The following is a 17303-nucleotide window of genomic DNA, read 5'->3' on the forward strand; positions in this document are numbered from 1 at the left end:
CTAGCAATTCCTCCTTAGTGTTTGAAATGACGTACGCCAGTGAATACCATCGCAATCCCATACTCATTTGCTTTGTCGATTGAATCTTGGTCTTTCACTGATCCACCTGTTTGAATAATAGCTGTAATTCCTGCTTTAGCCGCCACTTCCACCGTATCATTCATTGGGAAGAATGCATCTGAAGCAAGACCTGCTCCTTTTGCACGTTCTCCAGCTTGCTCTAAAGCAATTTTAGCTGAGCCTACGCGGTTCATCTGTCCTGCGCCGACACCAATAGTCATATCTTCTGTAGCTACTACAATTGCATTAGATTTTACATGTTTCACTACGCTCCAACCAAGCTCTAATGCTTTCCATTCTTCCGCGGTCGGCTCTCGGTCTGTAACGACCTTCACATCTGCCTCTTTTAATCCGAACGTGTCAGGAGACTGCACTAATAATCCACCTTCTACAGATACAGTATTCCATGCATCTTTTTTCGTTTGTTCGTAAGAAATTGTGAGTAAGCGAATGTTCTTCTTCGCCGTTAACATTGCAATTGCATCATCGGAGAATGAAGGAGCAATAACAATTTCTAAGAAAATGCCAGCCAATACTTTAGCGGTTGCTGCATCTACTTCACGGTTTAAGGCAACGATTCCTCCGAAAATAGATGTTGAATCCGCTTCATAGGCTTTATTGAATGCATCTGAGATTGTTTCGCCGGTACCAACACCACATGGGTTCATATGTTTTACCGCTACTGCAGCTGGAAGCTTAAATTCTTTTACTATTTGAATCGCAGCATTGGCATCTTGGATATTATTATAGGATAGTTCTTTCCCATGTAATTGAGTAGCAGAAGCTACAGAAAAATCAGATCCAAGTGGTCGTTTGTAAAACGCTGCTTGTTGATGTGGATTTTCACCGTAGCGTAATGATTGCTTACGTTCATATGTAAGTGTTAATAGTTCTGGGAATTCTTCTCCAGTTAAGTCAGTCATATAGCCAGCAATCAACGCATCATAAGCAGCGGTGTGGCGGAATACTTTTGCAGCCAGTTTACGACGCGTTTCTAGTGTCGTCTCACCAGTTTCTTTTAACTGAGCAAGTACTTCCTCATAGTCAGATGCATCCGTTACAACTGTTACATACTGATGATTTTTCGCTGCAGAGCGAAGCATTGATGGACCACCGATATCAATATTTTCGATAGCATCTTCAAACGTCACATCTTGCTTAGAAATTGTTTCACGGAAAGGATATAAATTAACACAGACTACTTGAATAGGAGTTATTTGATGCTCTTCTAATTGTGCTTGATGAGAAGCGTCGTCATGCTTTGCCAATAAAGCCCCATGTATCATTGGGTTCAATGTTTTTACTCGACCATCCAAAATTTCTGGAAAGTTTGTCACTTGGTCTACTGATGTAATTGCCACACCATTTTGTTCTAAAAATGCTTTGGTCCCACCAGTTGATAAAATTTCATAGCCAAGTAGTTCCAACTCTTTTGCAAACTCGAGAATTCCTGATTTATCTGAAAGACTAATTAACGCACGTTTTGACACCATAATTCCTCCTTAAATTGGTAGTTCTAGTTGTGTTTCTATTATTATCAATTTTGATACTTCGAATTTGAACTTCATCGCATCCGCAGCTACACTAAATTATTTGGATATATTTCCCGTTCCACGAGTAAACCTCGTTACATCGCGGGTAAACAACTCTGGAGCGCGGGTATTTGATAAAGTTTCGCGAGTAAAACTATAGTAAGCGTGGGTAAACTCACAAAATTACCGACCAAACAGTTGTTGCAATGCCTTCGGATACAAAGCATGCTCTACTGCATGAATACGCTCTTCGGTTTGTCCTCTATTGCCTTCTACTACTTCTACTGCTTGCTGAGCTATGATTGTTCCAGTATCCATTCCTGCGTCCACATAGTGAACCGTTACGCCAGTCACCTTAACGCCGTGATCCATTGCCTGTCCGATAGCGTCTTTCCCAGGAAAGGCAGGTAATAGCGAAGGATGAATGTTGATAATTCGATTGGGAAATGCTGCTAACAATACATCTCCAATCAGTCGCATATATCCAGCGAGCACAATCCACTCTACATCTAACTCTCGTAGTTTTTCTAAAATCAGTTGCTCATACACTGCTTTGGAAGGAAAACCGGCAGGCTTAATAGCAAGTACTTCAATACCCGCTTTCTCGGCACGTTCTACTATTAAAGCTCCTGGCTTATCTGTCACTACTAGAACAGCTTCACCAGGGAGTTTTCCTTCCTGCACTGCATCGTTGATAGCTTGAAAGTTCGTACCGCTCCCTGATGCAAATACAGCAAATTTTGTCATTCCGGTCATTACATTAAACTCCCGTCATGTGCTCCGTTGAAAATAACACCTTCACCTTTCACTACACGGCCAATCGTATATGCTTTTTCTCCGTGGGCTTCCGCAATTGCAATTGCTTTTTGCGCCTCTTCACCTGATAGTGCAAGTACAAAGCCTATCCCCATATTAAACACATTGTATAAATCACGGTCTTCTAACTTACCTTTTTCTTTTAACAATTCAAATACAGAAAGCACTTCCCATGAACCAAGTTCAACTTCCACAGCTAATCCTTCAGGCATCATACGCGGTAGATTTTCATAAAAACCTCCACCAGTCACATGTGCCATCCCGTGGATAGAAAGCTCGTTATGCATTTCCATTACTGGCTTAGCATAGATTTTCGTTGGTGTTAAAAGGGCTTTACCAATTTCGCCTAACGCTTCATATCCTTCTACAACATCCTTTGGAGAATAGCCTTGCTCTTCAAAAACAATTTTACGTACTAGTGAATATCCGTTTGAGTGAACACCGCTAGAAGCGATACCTACTAGTACATCACCTTCTGTAATATTCTCCCCTGTAACGATTTTTGATTTTTCGCATGCTCCAACTGCAAATCCAGCAAGATCATATTCGTCTTCCTCATAAAGACCAGGCATTTCGGCTGTCTCTCCCCCGATTAATGCTGCTCCAGACTGTACACAGCCGTCAGCCACACCTTTAACGATTTGTTCAATTCGTTCAGGAACTGCTTTACCTACTGCTACGTAATCTAAGAAAAATAGAGGCTCCGCACCTTGTGCAACGATATCATTCACACACATTGCTACACAGTCTACGCCGATTGTATCGTGTGAATCTGTCATAAACGCAAGCTTTAGCTTTGTTCCAACACCATCTGTTCCAGATATCAAAACAGGTTCCTTATAATTCAATGAAGACAAATCAAACATTCCACCGAAACCACCGAAAGTACCCATGATACCTTTTCTAGCTGTGCGCTCGACATGTGATTTCATTCTTTGCACGGCTTCATACCCAGCTTCAATGTTCACGCCTGCTTTTTCATATGCTTTTGACATGTAAAATCCTCCTATCGAACAAGCTCTTTTTCATGTGGTAATTTCGTATCCGCATAGATACTAGTTGGATATTCTCCAGTGAAACATGCTAAACAATGCCCACAATTTTTTTCCACATCTGATCTGCCAATTGCCTCTACCATTCCTTCAACCGATAAGAATGTTAACGAGTCTGCTCCGATCAGTTCACGCATTTCATCAATTGTATTATTAGCAGCAATAAGCTCAGAATCCGAGCTTATATCAATCCCATAAAAACATGGATTTTTTAATGGTGGGGAACTTATAACGACATGAACCTCTGTCGCTCCAGCATCCTTCAGCATTTTCACAATACGACGTGAAGTTGTCCCACGAACAATTGAATCATCTACCATGACTACTCGTTTTCCTTTTACAACCTGACGAACTGGTGAAAGTTTCATCTTCACCCCACGCTCCCGTAAGTCCTGTGAAGGTTGGATAAACGTTCTACCCACATAACGATTCTTTATAAGACCTAACTCATAAGGAATACCTGTAGCTTCTGAAAAACCAATAGCAGCAGAAATACTGGAGTCAGGTACGCCTGTTACAACATCTGCATCAATTGTCAATTCTTTCGCAAGTTGCTTACCAAGACGTTTTCTAGCCATATGAATATTAATACCATCAATATCTGAATCTGGACGAGAGAAGTAGACATATTCCATCGTACAAATAGCACGGTCTTTTTTCTCTACATAACGCTCTGAACGGCAACCTTCATCATTTATTATTAATAACTCCCCTGGGTCAATCGAGCGAACTAGCTCCGCACCTATCAAATCGAAGGCACTTGTCTCAGAAGCTACTACATAGGCACCATCTAACATTCCTAAAGAAAGAGGACGCATGCCCTGTGGGTCCTGCGCTACATACATCGCGTGTTCCGTCATAATGACAACGGCGAAAGCTCCGTCCAATAAACGTAAAGCTTGTTTGGCACGATCCTCGAAAGAAGCAAGATTACTCTTCTTCAACAAATGGGCAAGTACCTCCGTATCCGAAGTCGTTTGGAAAATACTACCTTGCTGTTCTAAATTACGTTTTAAACGTGTAGCATTTACAATATTCCCATTATGAGCAATCGCAAGGCCACCAGTAGTTGAGTTGAACAACAAAGGTTGGACATTTTCAATTCCTGAGCCGCCGGAAGTAGCATAACGCACATGCCCAACTGCAGCATGACCTTCCAATTTCTCTAACTTGCCATTATTAAATACATCGTTTACTAAACCTTCCCCTTTTACTGCGCGTAGCCTAGTACCATCTGTCACAATAATTCCAGCACCTTCTTGCCCTCTATGCTGAAGTGCATGTAATCCGTAATAACTCATGGCTGCAGGATTTGGATGACCCCAAATACCGAAAACACCACATTCTTCGTTTAAGCCTCTGAGTTCAGTAAGCATGGTATTGCTCCTTTCCAAGCGGAACGGAATTCATCAACAGAACCGCTAATCCAAGTAGTTCCATCTTCATGTGAGATTACTAAATTATTAGACTCAGTTACTCTACCAATCTGTACTGCATCTGCTACGATTTCTTCAAATTTACTAGCATGTTCAGCTTTTACCGTGACGATAAAGCGTGATTGAGATTCACTAAATAATGCACTTGTAGCTGATCCAGTAATAGTTACTTCAACTCCAAGACCATTAGCACCGAAAGCTTTTTCAGCTAAAGCTACTGCAAAACCACCTTCAGAGATATCATGCGCGGATTGTACAACACCAGATTTAATCGCTGTTAAAAGAGCTTTTTGACGAGTCACTTCTACTTCAAGGTCGATAGATGGAGCTAGCCCAAAAATACGTTTTTCCACTAACTTTTGTAGTTCCGATCCACCAAACTCTGTTTTAGTTTCCCCGATTACATATACAACATCTCCAGCTTGTTTCACCGATTGGGTTGTTACATGTGCAAGATCATCTACAAGTCCGACCATCCCAATTGTTGGTGTAGGGTAAACCGCAGTTCCACTACGTTCGTTATATAACGAAACGTTCCCACCAATAACAGGTGATTCTAATGCAATACAAGCCTCTGAAATACCGTCTGCAGATTTCTCAATTTGCCAGAAGATTTCTGGGTTTTCTGGGTTACCAAAGTTCAAACAGTCTGTAATAGCAAGTGGCGTTGCACCTGAACAAACAACATTACGAGCTGCTTCAGCTACTGCAATCTTCCCACCAGTTACTGGGTCAAGATAGATATAACGAGAATTACAATCCGTTGTCATAGCAAGTCCTTTATTCGTCCCACGAACTCGAACTACTGCAGCATCTGAACCAGGGGTTACTACTGTACTTGTGCGTACTTGATAGTCGTACTGATCATAAACCCATTCTTTAGAAGCAATTGTTGGTTGTTGAAGTAGATTTAGTAAAGTCTCTTTGTAGTCCGAAATTACAGGCTCTACATTTTCCATTGCTTGAAACTCTGTATAGTATGCAGGTACCGCCGATGGTTTATAGTAAACTGGTGCTTCTTCTGCAAGTGCATCTGCAGGTACATCCGCTACTACATCTCCGTTGTGAATTAAACGAAGCATTTTGTCGCCTGTCACTTTACCAACCGCTACACAATCTAAGTCGTACTTTTCAAAGATTTTAACAATCTCCTCTTCACGACCTTTTTTTACAACGATTAACATGCGTTCTTGTGATTCTGAAAGCATCATTTCGTATGCTGTCATTCCCGTTTCTCGCTGGGGTACGAAGTCTAAATTCATCTCTATACCGAAGCCAGCTTTTGAAGCCATCTCCGCAGATGATGAAGTTAACCCTGCCGCTCCCATATCTTGAATACCAATTAACGCATCTGACTTAATCACTTCTAAACAAGCCTCTAATAGAAGTTTCTCCATAAAAGGATCTCCAACTTGAACTGCAGGGCGCTTTTCTTCAGAAGCTTCAGTTAATTCTTCCGATGCGAATGTTGCTCCGTGAATGCCGTCACGTCCAGTTTTAGCTCCAGCATACATTACTGTGTTACCTTCACCAGCTGCAATTCCTTTTTGAATATCCTCATGATTGATCAGTCCTACACACATAGCGTTAACCAGTGGATTTCCTTCGTAACAGTCGTCAAATTGAATCTCTCCGCCAACTGTTGGAATTCCGATACAGTTACCATAACCCGCAATACCAGCTACTACTTCTTCAAATAAATATTTCACACGTGGAGTCTTCAATTCTCCAAATCGAAGTGAGTTCAGCAATGCAATTGGACGAGCTCCCATCGAGAAAACATCACGGATAATACCGCCTACGCCTGTTGCAGCTCCTTGATAAGGTTCAATTGCAGATGGATGGTTGTGGGACTCCATTTTAAATACAACTGCTTGACCATCGCCAATATCAACAATTCCAGCACCTTCACCCGGTCCTTGTAAAACATGCTTCCCTTTTGTAGGAAACTTACTTAATACCGGTTTAGAGTTTTTATACGAACAATGTTCTGACCACATAACTGAAAATAATCCGGTTTCTGTATAATTCGGTAAACGACCAAGAATTTTCTCCACCATTTCAAATTCTGAATCGGACATTCCCATTTGAGCATATATCTTTTGTTCTTTAATTTGCATTGGATTTGGTTCAAGCATGACTGACATGAGTTTCCCTCCACTGTTTCACTATTGATTTGAATAACGCTAGTCCATCTGAGCCACCTATAAGATCATGTACTGCACGCTCTGGATGTGGCATCATACCAAGGACATTCCCTTTTTCATTTACAATACCTGCAATGTCCTCAATGCTTCCATTAGGTCCTTCAGAAGCATATTTAAAAACAATTTGGTTATTCTCTTTTAATCTAGTAAGTGTTTCATCGTCACAATAATAATTTCCTTCGCCATGGGCAATTGGAATTTGGATTATTTCGTCTTTTTCATAGCCAGTTGTAAACTGTGTAGCGTTATTTACTACTTTTAACTCTACGGTACGGCACATGAACTTTAAGTTTTTGTTGCGCAGAAGTGCTCCAGGTAACAACCCAGCTTCCGTTAATACTTGGAACCCGTTACAAATACCTAGAATTGGTTTACCTGCCTCAGCTGCCTTCACCACTTCAGACATTACATTCGATTGGTTGGCCATAGCTCCACAACGTAAGTAATCCCCATAGGAGAACCCTCCTGGCAATAAAATACCATCAAATTCGCTCAAATCCTTTGCATCATGCCAAACGTACTCTACTTCTTCTCCAAGTTCATCTTTGATCGCATGATACATATCTAAATCACAGTTCGATCCAGGAAATACGATTACTGCAAACTTCATTTGCTTACAGCCTCCTCAACTTCAAAACGATAGTCTTCAATCACTGTATTTGCTAGAAGCTTTTCACACATTTCCTTTACTACTGTATCTATATCACGAGTTCCCTCTTCAATCTGAAGTTCTAAAAACTTCCCAATACGAACATCCTTTACTTCGCTGTATTCCATTGAATGAAGAGCTCCCATCACTGCAGAACCTTGTGGATCTAAAACACTTTCACGTAACGTTACATACACTTTAACTTTTTTCATTTTGATAATCCTCCTAGGCGGGAAAGTATTATTTCATAAACTTCTGTTAAGCTTCCTAAATTACGTCTAAACACATCTTTGTCTAGTTTGTTATTTGTTTTGTCATCCCACAATCTACAAGTGTCGGGAGAAATTTCATCAGCAAGTAAGATTTCTCCATTTGCCGTTTTTCCAAACTCCAATTTAAAATCGATTAGGGTAACACCTATTTCTTTGAAAATGGGCTGAAGCACTTGATTGATTTCCAGTGCTTTAGTTTGAAGGGTATCTATTTCCTCCGGTGTAGCAAGTGCAAGTAATTCTATATGAGCATTTGTGAGTAGTGGATCTCCTAGTTCATCGTCTTTGTAGTAAAATTCCACGATGGTATGCTTTAAAGGTGTCCCCTCTTTAATTCCTAATCTCTTTGATAGACTTCCAGCTGCGATATTACGGACTACTACTTCAAGTGGAATGATATCCACTTTGCGAACAAGCTGCTCATTGTCTGAGATTTGCTCTACAAAGTGGGATTCAATTCCTTTACTTTTTAACTGTTCAAAAAGGATCGTTGTGATTTTATTGTTTAAAATGCCTTTTCCATCAATATCTTCTTTTTTCTCACCGTTAAATGCTGTAGCACTGTCCTTATATGACACAAACAATATACTTTCATCATCTGTTTCAAATAATTGTTTTGCTTTACCTTCGTATAGTAGGCGACCCTTTTCCACTTTCAATTCCCCCTAATCAATTTAAAGCTTAGTTAAGTCCTAAACGTTCAAAAATCATATCTACATGTTGAATGTGATAGTTATAGTCAAAGCAATCATCTAGCTCTTCTTTTGATAATAGAGAAGTAACTTGTTCATCTGCATCTACAAAAGTGCGGAATGCAGTTTGAGACTCCCATGCTTGCATAGCAAGTGGTTGAACAGTATCATATGCTGTTTCACGAGCTAACCCTTTATCTATTAATGCTAGTAATACACGTTGGGAGTAGATTAATCCTAAAGTGGAATCCATATTACGTTTCATGTTCTCTGGGAATACTGTTAAGTTTTTCACGATATTACCAAAGCGGTTTAGCATATAGTTCAAGGCAATTGTTGCATCTGGTAAAATTACACGTTCTGCAGATGAATGAGAGATATCTCTTTCATGCCATAATGCAACATTTTCATATGCTGTCATCATATATCCTCGGATAAGTCTTGATAGCCCAACCATGTTCTCAGAACCGATAGGATTCCGTTTATGTGGCATTGCAGAAGATCCTTTTTGACCTTTAGAGAAGAACTCCTCTACTTCGCGAGTTTCTGATTTTTGTAGACCGCGAATTTCTGTAGCAAATTTTTCGATAGAAGTAGCAACTAATGCGATAACACTTAAGTATTGTGCATGACGGTCACGTTGTAATGTTTGTGTAGAAATTGGTGATGCAGCTAAACCTAACTTTTCACATACATATTGTTCAACAAATGGATCGATATTCGCATACGTTCCAACAGCACCTGACATTTTACCAGTTTCAATTACTTTTGCAGCAGCCTCAAAGCGCTCTAGGTTACGTTTCATTTCTTCTGTCCAAAGTGCTAACTTTAAACCAAAAGTAGTTGGCTCTGCATGAACACCATGTGTACGCCCCATCATTACTGTGTATTTATGTTCTTTTGCTTTGTTTTCTAAGATTTCGATGAAGTTTTCAATATCTTTTCGCAAAACAACATTTGCTTGCTTAATGATATAAGAAAGAGCTGTATCTACTACATCTGTTGAAGTTAGACCGTAATGAACCCATTTACGCTCTTCTCCTAAAGTTTCTGATACGGCGCGAGTGAACGCCACTACGTCATGTCTTGTTTCTTTTTCGATTTCTAATATACGTTCTACATCGAAGGAGGCATTTTTACGAAGGAGAACTGTATCTTCTTTTGGAATATCTCCAATCTCTGCCCAAGCCTCACAAGCTAGAATTTCTACCTCTAACCATGCATTGTATTTATTTTGTTCTGTCCATATTGCTCCCATTTCTGGGCGTGTGTAGCGTTCTATCATTTAACTTCCTCCTAATTTATATCCAAATTTTAGATTGTTCTATTTCGTTTAAAGTGTCTTCAATATTAGTCGATAGGATGGTGACATGTCCCATCTTTCTATTCTCTTTCGCTTCGCTTTTGCCGTATAAATGAACCGACCAGTTAGGATACTTAGAAAGATTGTTTGTAACAGGTATTACATGCTGACCTAATATATTCACCATAACTGTTGATGTCCAAAGTTTTGGCTTTCTAAGTGACCATCCGCAGATAGCTCTTACATGTTGATGAAACTGAGAAATATTACATGTTTCAATTGAGTAGTGGCCAGAATTATGTGGTCTTGGTGCCAATTCATTTATTATGATTTCATTGTTCTCTAAAACAAACATTTCAACCGCAAGCGTACCAATTAAGTTTAAATGGTTGGCAATTTTCTCAGCGGCCTCTATTGCTTTTGTAGTAAGTGTTTCATCGATTCTTGCTGGCACAATCGTTTCATGCAATATATGATTTACATGAATATTTTCACCAATCGGCAAACAATACGTTTCTCCACTTCCATTACGCTGTACAATGACGGATATCTCTTTAGTAAAGGGAACAAAGGATTCAGCGATACAGGCGGAGTGAGCAAACAAAGATTTGGCTAAGGATAATTGCTCTTTTGTTTGAATTATTTGCTGCCCTTTGCCATCATATCCTCCGCGAGAGGTCTTAACTACACAAGGGAAGCCCACTCTATCAATTCTTTGCTCTAACTCTTCATACGTGCTAGCTTCGACAAATTTCGCAATAGCTACACCAGCCGACTGAATTTCTATTTTTTCTAGAATACGATCCTGCGTAATTCTCACCAGTTCCGCTCCTTGGGGAACATATGCAATTTCTGATAGTCTCTTCAACCCTGTATAATCAATGTTTTCAAACTCATAAGTTATAACATCACTTACTTCTGCTAACTCCTCTAACGCCGTTTCATCATCATACGGGGCAACAATTTGTATATCGGAAACCTGCCCGCAAGGAGAATCCATCGTAGGGTCTAAAACCGCCACCTTAAATCCTGCTTCCCTAGCAGCTAGTGCCATCATACGACCAAGTTGGCCTCCACCAATAATTCCTATCGTCTGTCCTGGATAGATTACTTTTGTCATTGAAGTTCACCATTACTTTCAAGAACTTTGTTTCTCGTGTCTTCTCTTCGCTTTTCAAGACGTTCTGCTAACTCATCATCTGAGATAGAAAGGATTTGAGCGGCAAGCAATCCAGCATTTGTAGCTCCTGCTTTACCTATTGCAACAGTTGCCACCGGTACTCCACCAGGCATTTGAACAATCGATAATAATGAATCTAATCCGTTTAGTGCTTTAGATTGAACGGGCACCCCGATTACCGGAAGTGTTGTCTTAGCCGCAACCATACCTGGTAAATGTGCTGCACCTCCAGCTCCTGCAATAATCACCTGTATTCCACGTGATCTCGCTTCCTCTGCATATTCAAACATTAAATCTGGAGTACGATGTGCCGATACTACGCGTTTTTCAAACGGTATATGCAGTTCCTCAAGAATTTCGCAGCTATATTTCATCGTCTCCCAATCGCTTGAGCTACCCATAATCACACCAATTTTTGTATTCATTGTTATCGTCCCTTCTGTCAGATTCACCTCGGCATCGAAACTAAAACTCTGAAGATTATATCGAGCATAATAGATTAACCTAAGGCTTATATGTTGTAAGCATAAAAAATTCCCCAAATAAACTACTCTCTCTATGAAAGAAAAGCAGTTTACTTAGGGAACATAATTGCCCAGTTTGTGTCAGGGAAAACATAAACAAACACACCCTTTTGCATTATCCATAAGTCGCTTTCCCTCATAGTCCAGTCATTACGGTGACTTGGTAGAGACGCTAAAGCCAATCCTTTAGCATATATGGGGATATAATCGTCTATTTCTATTCATATTTTAACAACTTATACGAAGAACGTCAACGCTTAAATACGAACGATTAATTTTCAGATAACTTTATTGTTCGGTTTTAGGAGTAATTACAACAATTATGTTTCTTTAATTCCTTTTAACATAATTAATTGTCTTACTGGAACAGGGGGACCACCTTCAACCTCTGCAAAAATTGGCTCTTCTCTCCGTCCAGCAATTTGATAACCATCTTCAGTCATTCTGTCTATACACTCTGAAATAGTTTCATTCTCTTCCACTTCAAACCATTTTGTTTCTTTCTTCATTTAAATAGTTTTCCCTTCTTTATAGATTTCACCCAAAATCCGCCGTGAATTGACTTGGGTTCATAGGCGATTATGAAAATACCCGGATCAAGATCTTTCAGTCTAGTATACAGTTTTAACTCATATTTCCTTGGTGTTAGTATTTGAAGAGCTTGTCTCTCACCTTGTCTACCATTCGCATGCCAATCTGTAACTCCATATCCTTCATCTCTCAATATTAAAGGTAAGTTTAGTTTAGTATCTGTAGAGATTGCATTTACCATAATATACCCAAGTGCCATTTTTTCTTCAATTTTCGTTCCAATAACAACTCCAGTACCATACCCAACTGCATAAGCAACCAAGTTTTGGATTTCATTTAAGTTATCTAATACTAGACCTAGTCCCACTATATAAATTACCGTTTCTACCATACTTATAAGTGCGGCGATATAACGGTATCCTTTTAATGTAAGAATCATTCGCAAAGTAAAGAAAGTAACATAAACAATATTAATAGAAAAAATAATGATTATCATTAAAATTGGAGATACATCCATTTCATCAACTCCTAACATATGTTGTTCTTCATTATCGCATATAGTGTAGCAATTTCAAGGAATTCAAGCTTTTAGCTGAAATTGTATTCCTTTTATTATAAAGTTAAAATTTATAATATTCTGATGACAAATTATACAAAAGATAGTACAATACACTAATTGGGTGAAGTGTGGATTTGAAATTGTTTTAGTTCATAAATACTGTTAGAGAATATGACCAATTTCTAGGGGGATCAGTCAATGCATGGACAATTTAGAAAAAGATATACACAAACAACACAAGAACAAAAAATGTATGCAGTACAAGAGGTTCTAAAAAACGGAAGAGGACGTAAAGATGTAGCAGATGAATTGCACGTAAGCGTCAATTCAGTTACAACGTGGATTAGAAAATATAAGGAAGATGGGAAAAATGCGCTCTCTCCATATTCTCAAGAAGAAATAAGTCGTCTCAAGGAAATTGAAAAAAAGTATAATGAGCAACAAAAAATGGAGTTACTTAAAAAGCTTCCCATTTATATTCACTTAAAAAAGCTTTCATACCCCAGAAAGCTGAAGAATCTTTGAAGTTTTCATATGCTTCATTTATGAAAGTAGGGAGTGAATTTCATAAAATATAAAATTAATTTTCTTACTTCTTTGTATTCAAAAAAAGTCTAATAAGATGCTATTGAATTAAACTTAGTGTGACTTTTTATATGGCGTCTAGTGATGTCATACTCCCACAAAGACCTGTGCAAGAGTTTAACCGGCCGTGGCTAAAACTTATGATGGCATAATATGTCTAGATTTCTATCGTTAGGGCTCTCTTTTGATTCTCCGGTATAATATACCTCTAGAGCATCTCTTCCTTACATTCTCGAGCTCTTTGCCCCTCTTTTTTACGCTTACTTTACCGTGAAAAATGCAGTAATAGTATAAAAATGAGAGAAATCACAGTGCGGTTTCTTTTTTTTATGCTAGAAAGGGGCTTAGTTGGAATTTTGAGCTGTTTAGTTGGAATAATAAAAAATCACCACAAAAAAGAGCACCAAAATAGCGCTCGCCAGGTATTGTAGGTAACGAGTACCTAAGCCTTTCTTAATTGCGCCTGTTAAAGAAAAAGGAAATCAAACTTCCTTGTTCCTAGTTGCAAATAGTGAACTTTACCCTTTGGATAAGTGGGTGAAAAATATCTATAACCACAAAAAAATCGTTACCGATATAACTCGGTAACGACTTTTTTTGGTGCCCAGCGACGTCCTACTCTCACAGGGGGAAACCCCCAACTACCATCGGCGCTGAAGAGCTTAACTTCCGTGTTCGGTATGGGAACGGGTGTGACCTCTTCGCCATCATCACTAGACTCTTTCGGCTTCCAATATACGGCGCATTGCGTTGTCAACTTCATTCGATCTGTCAGTCACGTACGTTAGTACGTTCCTTCCTTCTCTCACTCGTTTCCTAGCACTGCTTGTATCTTGAAACCCTCATAATAGAGTGCTTGTTCACTCAAAACTGGATAAACGACATTGTTACGTTAAACAAAATTTGGTTAAGTCCTCGATCGATTAGTATTCGTCAGCTGCACGTGTCGCCACGCTTCCACCCCGAACCTATCTACCTCATCGTCTTTGAGGGATCTTACTTACTTGCGTAATGGGAAATCTCATCTTGAGGGGGGCTTCGTGCTTAGATGCTTTCAGCACTTATCCCGTCCACACATAGCTACCCAGCGATGCTCTTGGCAGAACAACTGGTACACCAGCGGTGTGTCCATCCCGGTCCTCTCGTACTAAGGACAGCTCCTCTCAAATTTCCTACGCCCACGACGGATAGGGACCGAACTGTCTCACGACGTTCTGAACCCAGCTCGCGTACCGCTTTAATGGGCGAACAGCCCAACCCTTGGGACCGACTACAGCCCCAGGATGCGATGAGCCGACATCGAGGTGCCAAACCTCCCCGTCGATGTGGACTCTTGGGGGAGATAAGCCTGTTATCCCCGGGGTAGCTTTTATCCGTTGAGCGATGGCCCTTCCATGCGGAACCACCGGATCACTAAGCCCGTCTTTCGACCCTGCTCGACTTGTAGGTCTCGCAGTCAAGCTCCCTTCTGCCTTTACACTCTTCGAATGATTTCCAACCATTCTGAGGGAACCTTTGGGCGCCTCCGTTACACTTTAGGAGGCGACCGCCCCAGTCAAACTACCCGCCTGACACTGTCTCCTACCCGGGTTACGGGTATGGGTTAGAATTTCAATACAACCAGGGCAGTATCCCACCGACGCCTCCTCCGAAGCTGGCGCTCCGGGCTCTAAGGCTCCTGCCTATCCTGTACAAGTTGCACCAAAATTCAATATCAAGCTATAGTAAAGCTCCACGGGGTCTTTCCGTCCTGTCGCGGGTAACCTGCATCTTCACAGGTACTATAATTTCACCGAGTCTCTCGTTGAGACAGTGCCCAGATCGTTACGCCTTTCGTGCGGGTCGGAACTTACCCGACAAGGAATTTCGCTACCTTAGGACCGTTATAGTTACGGCCGCCGTTTACTGGGGCTTCAATTCGCACCTTCGCTTGCGCTAAGCACTCCTCTTAACCTTCCAGCACCGGGCAGGCGTCAGCCCATATACTTCACCTTACGGTTTTGCATAGACCTGTGTTTTTGCTAAACAGTCGCCTGGGCCTATTCACTGCGGCTCTTCTAGGCTATGAACCCAAAAGAGCACCCCTTCTCCCGAAGTTACGGGGTCATTTTGCCGAGTTCCTTAACGAGAGTTCTCTCGCTCACCTTAGGATTCTCTCCTCGACTACCTGTGTCGGTTTGCGGTACGGGCACCTTTCACCTCGCTAGAGGCTTTTCTTGGCAGTGTGAAATCAGGAACTCTAGACATACGTCCTCGCCATCACAGCTCAATGTTAAAGAATGCGGATTTGCCTACATTCACACCTTACTGCTTGGACATGCATAACCAACAGCATGCTTACCCTATCCTTCTGCGTCCCCCCATTACTCAAACGGTGGTTTGGTGGTACAGGAATATCAACCTGTTATCCATCGCCTACGCCTATCGGCCTCGGCTTAGGTCCCGACTAACCCTGAGCGGACGAGCCTTCCTCAGGAAACCTTAGTCATACGGTGGACGGGATTCTCACCCGTCTTTCGCTACTCATACCGGCATTCTCACTTCTAAGCGCTCCACCAGTCCTTCCGGTCTGACTTCAACGCCCTTAGAACGCTCTCCTACCACTGATACCAAAGGTATCAATCCACAGCTTCGGTGATTTGTTTAGCCCCGATACATTTTCGGCGCAGCGTCACTCGACCAGTGAGCTATTACGCACTCTTTAAATGATGGCTGCTTCTAAGCCAACATCCTGGTTGTCTAAGCAACGCCACATCCTTTTCCACTTAACAAATACTTTGGGACCTTAGCTGGTGGTCTGGGCTGTTTCCCTCTTGACTACGGATCTTATCACTCGCAGTCTGACTCCCAAACATAAATCATTGGCATTCGGAGTTTGTCTGAATTCGGTAACCCGGGATGGGCCCCTAGTCCAAACAGTGCTCTACCTCCAAGATTCTAACGTTTGAGGCTAGCCCTAAAGCTATTTCGGAGAGAACCAGCTATCTCCAGGTTCGATTGGAATTTCTCCGCTACCCACACCTCATCCCCGCACTTTTCAACGTGCGTGGGTTCGGACCTCCAGTAAGTGTTACCTTACCTTCATCCTGGACATGGGTAGATCACCTGGTTTCGGGTCTACGACCACATACTCATTCGCCCTATTCAGACTCGCTTTCGCTGCGGCTCCGTCTTCTCGACTTAACCTTGCATGGGATCGTAACTCGCCGGTTCATTCTACAAAAGGCACGCTATCACCCATTAACGGGCTCTAACTACTTGTAGGCACACGGTTTCAGGATCTATTTCACTCCCCTTCCGGGGTGCTTTTCACCTTTCCCTCACGGTACTGGTTCACTATCGGTCACTAGGTAGTATTTAGCCTTGGGAGATGGTCCTCCCAGATTCCGACGGAATTTCACGTGTTCCGCCGTACTCAGGATACACTCAAGAGAGAATGAATTTTAGACTACGGGGCTTTTACCCTATCCTGCGGACCTTTCCAGATCGCTTCGTCTAACTCATTCCTTTGTAACTCTATGTAGAGTGTCCTACAACCCCAAAAGGCAAGCCTTTTGGTTTGGGCTATTCCCGTTTCGCTCGCCGCTACTCAGGGAATCGAATTTTCTTTCTCTTCCTCCAGGTACTTAGATGTTTCAGTTCCCTGGGTGTGTCTCAGATGCGCTATGTATTCACGCAAATGTACTGCTCCATTACGAACAGTGGGTTTCCCCATTCGGAAATCTCCGGATCAAAGCTCACTTACAGCTCCCCGAAGCATATCGGTGTTAGTGCCGTCCTTCGTCGACTCCTAGTGCCAAGGCATTCACCGTGCGCCCTTATTAACTTAACCTAAAAGTTAAAAAGTCTTACACGTCGTGATTACGTAAATAATCACAACAGAATTTCTTGTTGTTTATTGTTTC

At 41.3% G+C, this 17303-nt stretch carries 14 protein-coding genes, 2 rRNA genes and 1 riboswitch; of the genes, 1 reads left to right on the top strand and 15 read right to left on the bottom strand.

Going from position 1 to position 17303, the window contains the following annotated elements; all coding sequences use genetic code 11:
- Positions 1-14: 14 nt before the first annotated feature.
- From purH to MKX39_RS15465, 13 genes are all read right to left on the bottom strand, one after another.
- Complete coding sequence (purH, locus tag MKX39_RS15405) at positions 15-1550, bottom strand: bifunctional phosphoribosylaminoimidazolecarboxamide formyltransferase/IMP cyclohydrolase (protein WP_340771475.1); 1536 nt, start codon at positions 1548-1550, stop codon at positions 15-17.
- Positions 1551-1775: 225 nt separating this feature from the next.
- A complete protein-coding gene (gene purN, locus MKX39_RS15410) occupies positions 1776-2348 on the bottom strand; it encodes a phosphoribosylglycinamide formyltransferase (protein ID WP_340770250.1) in 573 nt (190 codons plus the stop codon).
- A complete protein-coding gene (purM, locus tag MKX39_RS15415) occupies positions 2348-3403 on the bottom strand; it encodes a phosphoribosylformylglycinamidine cyclo-ligase (protein WP_340770252.1) in 1056 nt (351 codons plus the stop codon). Before purM ends, purN begins: the two co-directional genes overlap by 1 nt.
- A gap of 11 nt (positions 3404-3414) precedes the next feature.
- On the bottom strand, positions 3415-4836 hold the full coding sequence (purF, locus tag MKX39_RS15420) for an amidophosphoribosyltransferase (protein ID WP_340763490.1): 1422 nt from the start codon (positions 4834-4836) through the stop codon (positions 3415-3417).
- Positions 4812-7043, bottom strand: coding sequence for a phosphoribosylformylglycinamidine synthase subunit PurL (gene purL / locus MKX39_RS15425; protein WP_340770254.1), 2232 nt, complete (start codon positions 7041-7043; stop codon positions 4812-4814). The genes purF and purL overlap by 25 nt, the downstream gene beginning before the upstream one ends.
- Positions 7027-7713: a phosphoribosylformylglycinamidine synthase subunit PurQ gene (gene purQ, locus MKX39_RS15430; RefSeq protein ID WP_093538039.1), complete on the bottom strand. Its 687-nt coding sequence runs from the start codon at positions 7711-7713 to the stop codon at positions 7027-7029. The genes purL and purQ overlap by 17 nt, the downstream gene beginning before the upstream one ends.
- Entirely contained in the window at positions 7710-7964 is a 255-nt protein-coding gene (gene purS / locus MKX39_RS15435) for a phosphoribosylformylglycinamidine synthase subunit PurS (protein ID WP_340763492.1), read from the bottom strand. Before purS ends, purQ begins: the two co-directional genes overlap by 4 nt.
- A complete protein-coding gene (gene purC / locus MKX39_RS15440) occupies positions 7961-8677 on the bottom strand; it encodes a phosphoribosylaminoimidazolesuccinocarboxamide synthase (RefSeq protein ID WP_340770257.1) in 717 nt (238 codons plus the stop codon). The genes purS and purC overlap by 4 nt, the downstream gene beginning before the upstream one ends.
- Positions 8678-8705: 28 nt before the next feature.
- The gene (gene purB / locus MKX39_RS15445) at positions 8706-10001 is read right to left on the bottom strand and encodes an adenylosuccinate lyase (RefSeq protein WP_211895466.1); all 1296 of its coding nucleotides are present in this window, start codon (positions 9999-10001) and stop codon (positions 8706-8708) included.
- Positions 10002-10017: 16 nt separating this feature from the next.
- A complete protein-coding gene (gene purK / locus MKX39_RS15450; RefSeq protein WP_340770265.1) occupies positions 10018-11139 on the bottom strand; it encodes a 5-(carboxyamino)imidazole ribonucleotide synthase in 1122 nt (373 codons plus the stop codon).
- Complete coding sequence (gene purE / locus MKX39_RS15455) at positions 11136-11624, bottom strand: 5-(carboxyamino)imidazole ribonucleotide mutase (protein WP_093538034.1); 489 nt, start codon at positions 11622-11624, stop codon at positions 11136-11138. The genes purK and purE overlap by 4 nt, the downstream gene beginning before the upstream one ends.
- 218 nt (positions 11625-11842) lie before the next feature.
- Positions 11843-11942: riboswitch (purine riboswitch) on the bottom strand.
- A 101-nt stretch (positions 11943-12043) separates the two neighbouring features.
- The gene (locus MKX39_RS15460) at positions 12044-12232 is read right to left on the bottom strand and encodes an NETI motif-containing protein (RefSeq protein ID WP_093538033.1); all 189 of its coding nucleotides are present in this window, start codon (positions 12230-12232) and stop codon (positions 12044-12046) included.
- Positions 12229-12771, bottom strand: a complete 543-nt coding sequence (locus MKX39_RS15465) for a DUF2179 domain-containing protein (RefSeq protein ID WP_093538032.1) — start codon at positions 12769-12771, stop codon at positions 12229-12231. The genes MKX39_RS15460 and MKX39_RS15465 overlap by 4 nt, the downstream gene beginning before the upstream one ends.
- Positions 12772-13011: 240 nt before the next feature.
- On the opposite strand from MKX39_RS15465, the gene MKX39_RS15470 reads away from it, so the two are divergent.
- Positions 13012-13338 carry a transposase gene (locus tag MKX39_RS15470; protein ID WP_340763497.1) on the top strand — a complete coding sequence of 109 codons (327 nt, stop codon included), beginning with the start codon at positions 13012-13014 and terminating at the stop codon, positions 13336-13338.
- Between the two features lie 662 nt (positions 13339-14000).
- On the opposite strand, the gene rrf is transcribed toward MKX39_RS15470, so the two are convergent.
- Positions 14001-14116 (bottom strand): 5S ribosomal RNA (rrf, locus tag MKX39_RS15475).
- A gap of 185 nt (positions 14117-14301) precedes the next feature.
- A 23S ribosomal RNA gene (locus MKX39_RS15480) occupies positions 14302-17230 on the bottom strand.
- Between the last annotated feature and the right edge of the window lie 73 nt (positions 17231-17303).

The organism is Psychrobacillus sp. FSL K6-1464 (assembly GCF_038003145.1).
GTDB classification, from domain to species: domain Bacteria; phylum Bacillota; class Bacilli; order Bacillales_A; family Planococcaceae; genus Psychrobacillus; species Psychrobacillus psychrotolerans.